At 43.0% G+C, this 7,196-nt stretch carries 5 protein-coding genes and 1 riboswitch; all 5 genes read left to right on the forward strand.

The features are described 5' to 3' along the window. The first annotated feature begins 179 nt into the window (after window positions 1-179). The 5 genes from ADI76_RS03180 (at window position 180) to clpP (ending at window position 7,075) form a co-directional block, all read left to right on the forward strand. Complete coding sequence (locus ADI76_RS03180; RefSeq protein ID WP_049514737.1) at window positions 180-1,277, forward strand: cystathionine gamma-synthase; 1,098 nt, start codon at window positions 180-182, stop codon at window positions 1,275-1,277. A 1-nt stretch (window position 1,278) separates the two neighbouring features. Next, a complete protein-coding gene (locus tag ADI76_RS03185) occupies window positions 1,279-2,442 on the forward strand; it encodes a MalY/PatB family protein (protein ID WP_049514738.1) in 1,164 nt (387 codons plus the stop codon). Window positions 2,443-2,477: 35 nt separating this feature from the next. Next, window positions 2,478-2,633: riboswitch (M-box (ykoK) riboswitch) on the forward strand. Between the two features lie 209 nt (window positions 2,634-2,842). Continuing rightward, window positions 2,843-5,503 (forward strand): magnesium-translocating P-type ATPase, encoded by a 2,661-nt coding sequence (gene mgtA, locus ADI76_RS03190; RefSeq protein ID WP_049514739.1) that lies wholly within the window; start codon window positions 2,843-2,845, stop codon window positions 5,501-5,503. A gap of 222 nt (window positions 5,504-5,725) precedes the next feature. Then, a complete protein-coding gene (upp, locus tag ADI76_RS03195; RefSeq protein ID WP_049483588.1) occupies window positions 5,726-6,355 on the forward strand; it encodes a uracil phosphoribosyltransferase in 630 nt (209 codons plus the stop codon). A gap of 129 nt (window positions 6,356-6,484) precedes the next feature. Next, complete coding sequence (gene clpP / locus ADI76_RS03200) at window positions 6,485-7,075, forward strand: ATP-dependent Clp protease proteolytic subunit ClpP (RefSeq protein ID WP_049514740.1); 591 nt, start codon at window positions 6,485-6,487, stop codon at window positions 7,073-7,075. Window positions 7,076-7,196: the final 121 nt, after the last annotated feature.

Genomic DNA, 7,196 nt, shown 5'->3' on the forward strand with positions numbered 1-7,196 from the left:
TACTCAACTGTGCGGAGGTGGGACGACGAAATCGAATTCTAACGAATTACCGATTTCTGTCCCGCTCTCTTTTCTTATAGTTTGAAACTATAGCTAGGTCTTGAAAATGGGAAAACCGCTCTCCTCATAATAGTGATAAAATAGTAATCAGTTAGATTGAATGTTTATCGGAGGGCAATATGAGTAAAAAACGCAATATCAATACGATTTTGGCACAGGCAGGAATTAAGTCGGATAAAGCAACGGGAGCTTTGACGACTCCTTTGCATTTCTCTACGACTTACCAACACCCAGAATTTGGTCAGTCTACAGGTTTTGACTATACCCGTACGAAAAATCCAACACGCGCAACAGCTGAGAAGACTTTGGCAGCTATCGAAAGTGCAGACTATGCTTTGGCGACAAGCTCTGGAATGTCAGCTATTGTGCTTGCTTTTAGCATTTTCCCTGTTGGTTCAAAAGTCTTGGCCGTTCGTGACCTTTATGGAGGTTCTTTCCGCTGGTTTAACCAACAAGAGAAAGAGGGTCGTTTCTCTTTCACCTATGCCAATACAGAAGAAGAACTGATCCACCATCTAGATCATGTTCCGGTGGATGTCCTCTATATTGAAACACCAACCAATCCATTGATGTTGGAATTTGATATTGCTTATTTAGCCAAATTGGCCCATGCAAAAGGTGCCAAAGTCGTGGTGGACAATACCTTCTATAGCCCGATCTATCAACGTCCGATTGAAGAGGGAGCGGATATTGTTCTTCATTCAGCAACTAAGTACCTAGCTGGTCACAACGATGTCTTGGCTGGTGTTGTCGTGACAAATGATGCGGACTTGTATGACAAACTCTTTTACAACTTGAACACGACAGGTGCTGTTCTTTCCCCATTTGACAGCTATCTGCTGATCCGTGGTCTTAAGACGCTCTCTATCCGGATGGAGCGCTCTACAGAGAATGCTCGCAAGGTAGTCGAGTTTTTGAAAACCTCCCCTCAGGTCAAAGAAGTCCTCTACACTGGAAAAGGTGGAATGGTCTCTTTTAAAATTCAAGATGAGAAAAAAATTCCTAACTTGTTGAATTCCCTTCAAGTATTTACCTTTGCAGAAAGCCTTGGCGGAGTTGAAAGTTTGATCACTTATCCTACCACCCAAACTCACGCGGACATTCCTGCAGAAGTTCGCCATTCATATGGTTTGACAGATGATCTTCTTCGGTTGTCCATCGGAATCGAAGATGCGGATGATTTGATTGAAGATTTGAAACAAGCATTGGAGGCTTAAGATGACCAAATATGATTTCACGACTTTACCGAATCGCTTGACCCACCATACCTACAAGTGGAAAGAAACAGAGACAGATCCAGAAATCATCCCGGCTTGGATCGCGGACATGGATTTTAATGTCATTCCAGAAGTACGAGAAGCAGTTATCGGCTATGCAGACCAAATGGTCTATGGCTACACCTACGCATCGGATAGCCTCTACCAGTCTATCCTTGATTGGGAAAAAGAAGAGCATGGCTATTCCTTTGAAAAGGAAGCTGTCGTCTTTATCGAAGGTGTTGTTCCAGCCATTTCAACAGCTATTCAAGCCTTCACCAAGGAAGGAGATGCTGTCTTAATCAATACGCCGGTCTATCCTCCATTTGCTAGAAGTGTCAAACTCAATCGTCGAAAATTAATCGAAAATTCATTAGTTGAAAAGGATGGTCTTTTCCAAATTGATTTTGATCAGCTCGAAAAAGACATTGTGGAGCAAGAGGTTAAACTCTATGTTTTGTGTAATCCGCACAATCCTGGAGGCCGTGTATGGGATCGTGAAGTCTTGGAAAAAATCGGCCACCTCTGTCAAAAACATGGTGTCCTTCTCGTTTCAGATGAGATCCACCAAGATTTGGCCTTGTTTGGCCACCGTCATACCAGCTTTAACACAGTTGATCCAAGCTTTAAAGATTTCAGCTTGATCTTAACCAGTGCAACCAAGACTTTCAATATTGCAGGAACAAAAAATTCCTATGTGGTCATTGAAAATCCAAAGCTTCGTACAGCTTTTAAACAACGGCAATTGGCCAATAACCAACATGAAATCTCAGGATTGGGCTATATTGCAACAGAAGCGGCTTATCGCCATGGTAAACCTTGGTTGACAGAGCTCAAGCAAGTCTTTGAAAAACACATTGACTATGTAGTAGATGAATTGCATGAAAAGACCAAAATTCGTGTCATGAAACCCCAAGGCACCTATCTTCTTTGGTTGGACTTTTCAGCCTATCCTTATACCGATGATGAGCTGCATGCTAAAATTCATGATCAAGCCAAATTGATTTTGAACCGTGGAACAGATTTCGGAAAAGAAGGAACCTTGCACGCCCGCCTCAATGTAGCGGCTCCTTTCTCTCTTATTGAAGAAATTACCAAACGTTTAGTTGATACTTTTCACAAATAAGTGTTGACTTTCTGTAAGTGAAGGAGTAAAATAAACTCGAAATACGGTAGGTGAGGCTACCACAAGGATACGGATGACTACCGCAAAGCAGTGGAGACACTACTCGTTGGTCAACAGTCCTGATCGCAAAGGTCAAGACTAAGCTCATTTCATTGCCTTGCGGAGCTAAAGCTTGAACGGTCAATTTTTTAAGAGTTTTGATTAAAAAATAAATGATGAGTTTCATGAGTCCTACCGATCGAGGGTAGGACTCTTTTTTATGCCTTACCAAGAAAAGTGAAAGGAGAGAGCTATGATACAAATCGACGATCATCCCGAGCCGCACCGAGCCAGCCAATCGCTGATTTGTGTCGTAGGGACTCCAAAAGTGATTGGCTCCTGATTGAAAAAGGAGATACCAATGCAAACAAATAAAGAAAGATTCATTACTGCTCTTCAAGAACCACTTGAAACCACCTTTGCCACCTACAAAACCAGTGCCCTTGGTCTAGTTGACGATCAAGTAGAAGAAAACCGCGATACCTATGGCGAAAATGTCATCACAAAAGGTCAAGAAGATTCTATGATCAAAAAGATCTACGAATCGATCATCAATCCTTTTACGGTGATTTTGTTGGTCATTGCGCTGGTTTCCTTCATCACCAATGTCTGGCTAGCGAAGCCAGGTGAGCAGGACCCAACGACCTCCATCATCATTGTGACCTTGGTCTTGATTTCTGGTGGGATCCGCTTCATTCAAGAATTGCGAAGCGACAAAGCTGCCAGCAACTTATCACGTATGATTGTCAATACAGCGACCGTTCTGCGTGATGGATCCGAACAAGAAATTCCGATCGATGAAATCGTTGTCGGAGATGTGATCAAACTGAGTGCCGGCGATATGATCCCAGCAGATGTGGTCTTGATTGATTCTCGTGACTTTTTTGTCCAACAATCTGGCCTCACAGGGGAAAGTGATGCTGTTGAAAAGGTTTGTCTCAGAAAAGCCGACAGTCAAAATTTAGATAGTCTCTTGGAGAGTGAAAGCTTGGCCTTCATGGGGACCAATGTCATCTCCGGCCGGGCGACAGCCTTGGTCTTGGTCGTGGGAGATGAAACCATGATGGGCGCCATTGAGCAAACCATCAACACCTATGACGAACCAACTTCATTTGAGAGAGAAATGAATACCATCTCTTGGCTCTTGATTCGGCTCATGTTAGTCATGGTGCCCGTTGTCTTTGTGATCAATGGCCTCACAGACGGTGACTGGTTAGAAGCAGGCGTCTTTGCCCTCAGCGTTGGGGTTGGTTTGACTCCTGAAATGTTGCCGATGATTATTACGGCGAGTCTTGCCAAAGGCTCCATCATCATGGCCAAGGAAAAAGTCGTCATCAAAAAACTCAATGCGATCCAAGACCTTGGGGCTATCGATATTTTGTGTACAGATAAGACAGGAACCTTGACCCAAGATGAAATCGTTTTGGAGTATCCGCTTGATATCCATGGCGATTTGGATCTATCAGTCCTTCGCCGGGCTTATTTGAATTCCTATTTCCAAACTGGGCTAAAAAATTTGATGGACCGGGCGATTATCAATCGAACCCATAAAGAAGCCAAGAAACATGAGATCGTCCGAGATCTAGATCAAACCTTCCATAAGATAGATGAATTGCCCTTTGATTTTGAACGTCGTCGCATGAGTGTCATTGTTAAAGACGAAGACGGTGTGGTCAGCATGGTGACCAAGGGTGCCTTGGAAGAAATGCTTTCTGTATCGACTTATGTTGAGTACAAGGGTGATATCAAACGATTAACAGACGAGGTCCGTCAAGAGGTCCTCGCTGAGGTCGCTCAATTAAATGAACAAGGTCTTCGTGTTTTGGGCGTCAGCTACAAAACCGACTTGGACGAAAATGAAATCTTTAGTGTTGAAGATGAAGGAGACATGATCCTAACCGGTTACCTGGCCTTTCTTGATCCACCAAAACCTTCTGCAGCTCCAGCGATCAAAGCTCTTGCAGAATATGGGGTTACCACTAAGATCTTAACTGGCGACAATGATAAGGTCACCCAAGCTGTCTGTGAAAAAGTAGGACTAGATGTCGAGCGGATACTTTTGGGAAGCGAAATCGATACGATGACAGACCAAGAGTTAGCGCAAGTTGTGGAAACAACAACAGTCTTTGCTAAATTATCGCCCGATCAAAAAGCACGGATCATTCTTAGCCTTAAGAACAATGGCCACAAGGTGGGGTACATGGGAGATGGGATTAACGATGCTCCATCCATGAAGGTGTCAGACGTTGGGATCTCTGTGGATACTGCTGTTGATATTGCCAAAGAAACGGCAGATGTCATCCTGTTGGATAAGGACTTGATGGTCCTTGAAAAAGGTTTGGTCGAAGGCCGCAAGGTCTATGCCAATATGACTAAGTACATCAAGATGACGGTTTCTTCTAACTTCGGGAATATCTTTTCTCTTCTCTTTGCCAGCATCTTTTTACCCTTCCTTCCAATGGCGCCCGTTCATTTAATTGTGCTCAATCTCATCTATGATCTTTCTTGTATCGCCCTTCCTTTTGACAATGTCGACAAGGAATTCCTCAAGAAACCTCGTATCTGGGAAGCCAATTCTATTATGCGCTTCATGGCCTGGATCGGTCCCATTTCATCTGTATTTGATATTATTACCTACATGCTTCTTTACTTCCTTGTTGTCCCAATGATTTTAGGTCATGGCTACAACCATGGAGTAGCAGATGCAGCAGCCTTTATCATGGTTTTCCAAACCGGATGGTTTATCGAATCCATGTGGTCGCAAACTATGGTTATTCATATGTTGCGCTCACCAAAATTGCCATTTATCCAAAGTCGTCCAGCCTTCTCAGTTGTGGTGACGACCCTAGCAGCAGCCATCTTTGTGACCTCCCTTCCATATAGTCCTTTGGCCCCTATCTTGAAGTTGAGCCAACTCAATGGATTGTACTTTGTTCTATTGTTTGCTATTATCGTCCTCTATATGCTTAGTGTGACGGTTGTCAAACGTATCTATATCAAGAAATACAAGGAATGGTTGTGATTTTTCCATAGAAAGAGTGAGTCCGAACTTTAAAAAATTAAGTGTAAGGGCTCTCTTTTTTTGGTGAAATTTGGTATAATAAGACGAATATAAAGTTGGAAATGAAGATTTCCACGTGTTGCGTGTATCAAAAAAGGAGTAACAGAAAGAGGGAAAGTTTGACTCTTCCTCAATCCAAGCTCCTTTTTAAAAGATAGCAGCTTAGAAAGAAGGATCTCAAAAATGGGAAAACTAGAAGTTATTACACATCCACTCATTCAACATAAATTGTCTATTCTCCGTCGTACAGATACCTCTACAAAGGCCTTTCGTGAATTGGTAGATGAGATTGCTATGTTGATGGGCTACGAAGTTTTGCGTGAATTGCCTCTTGAGGACGTTGAAATTGAAACTCCGATTACCAAAACCGTTCAAAAGCAAATTGCAGGGAAAAAATTAGCTATTGTTCCCATTCTTCGTGCAGGGATTGGGATGGTTGATGGCCTCTTGAGTTTGGTGCCAGCAGCCAAGGTTGGCCATATCGGGATGTACCGTGATGAAGAAACCCTGAAACCCGTCGAATACTTGGTGAAATTACCAGAAGATATTGATCAACGTCGCATCTTTGTAGTAGATCCGATGCTTGCTACGGGTGGATCTGCTATTCTAGCTATTGATTCCTTGAAAAAACGTGGCGCTAGCCATATTAAATTTGTCTGCTTAGTAGCAGCACCAGAAGGGGTGAAAGCTCTTCAAGAAGCGCATCCGGATGTCGACATCTTTTCTGCAGCCCTCGATGATCATTTGAATGAACATGGGTACATCGTTCCTGGTCTTGGGGATGCGGGTGACCGTTTATTCGGTACCAAATAAAGAAACCATTCATGATTCGTCCAAAAGGTACTTTAGATTTGACCTTTTTTGACCATTGGTTTATAATAGCACATATACTTTGAACCTCACGAATCGTGAGAATGAATGGATACTAAAGGAGAAGAATAGATGATTCCAGTAGTTATTGAACAAACCAGTCGAGGAGAGCGTTCTTACGATATTTATTCCCGTCTGTTGAAAGATCGAATTATCATGGTAACAGGACCAGTTGAGGACCAAATGGCTAACTCCATTATCGCTCAATTGCTCTTCTTGGATGCCCAAGATAATACAAAAGATATCTATATGTATATCAATACCCCAGGTGGTTCTGTCTCTGCAGGGCTTGCCATCGTAGATACCATGAACTTTATCAAGTCAGATGTCCAAACCATTGTCATGGGGATGGCAGCTTCTATGGGAACTGTCATTGCTTCAAGCGGTGCGAAGGGCAAACGCTTCATGTTGCCAAATGCAGAGTACATGATTCACCAACCAATGGGTGGTACTGGTGGCGGTACCCAACAAACGGATATGGCAATTGCAGCAGAACACCTCTTGAAAACACGTCACAGATTGGAAAAAATCTTGGCAGAAAATTCAGGTCAATCCATTGAAAAAGTGCATGCAGATGCTGAACGTGACAATTGGATGAGCGCGCAAGAAACTCTTGAATATGGCTTTATTGATGAAATCATGGCCAATAATAAATTGGGTTAAACCATCCTATGGGAAGGTCCATCAAGAGGCTGGGACAAAAGTCCTAGCCTCTCAATTATTTTTGGATTGTCGAGCAAAACGCAGTGGTTGAGTGGGCTCTACTACGCTGATTTCATCAGCT

Origin of the sequence: Streptococcus parasanguinis, from assembly GCF_001074805.1 — a bacterium.
In the GTDB taxonomy this organism is placed as follows: Bacteria; Bacillota; Bacilli; order Lactobacillales; family Streptococcaceae; genus Streptococcus; species Streptococcus parasanguinis_A.

What these genes read in the sequence shown, in the direction of transcription:
- ADI76_RS03180 (WP_049514737.1), top strand. Translation starts at nt 180, where the DNA reads ATGAGTAAAAAACGCAATATCAATACGATTTTGGCACAGGCAGGAATT.
- ADI76_RS03185 (WP_049514738.1), top strand. Translation starts at nt 1,279, where the DNA reads ATGACCAAATATGATTTCACGACTTTACCGAATCGCTTGACCCACCAT.
- mgtA (WP_049514739.1), top strand. Translation starts at nt 2,843, where the DNA reads ATGCAAACAAATAAAGAAAGATTCATTACTGCTCTTCAAGAACCACTT.
- upp (WP_049483588.1), top strand. Translation starts at nt 5,726, where the DNA reads ATGGGAAAACTAGAAGTTATTACACATCCACTCATTCAACATAAATTG.
- clpP (WP_049514740.1), top strand. Translation starts at nt 6,485, where the DNA reads ATGATTCCAGTAGTTATTGAACAAACCAGTCGAGGAGAGCGTTCTTAC.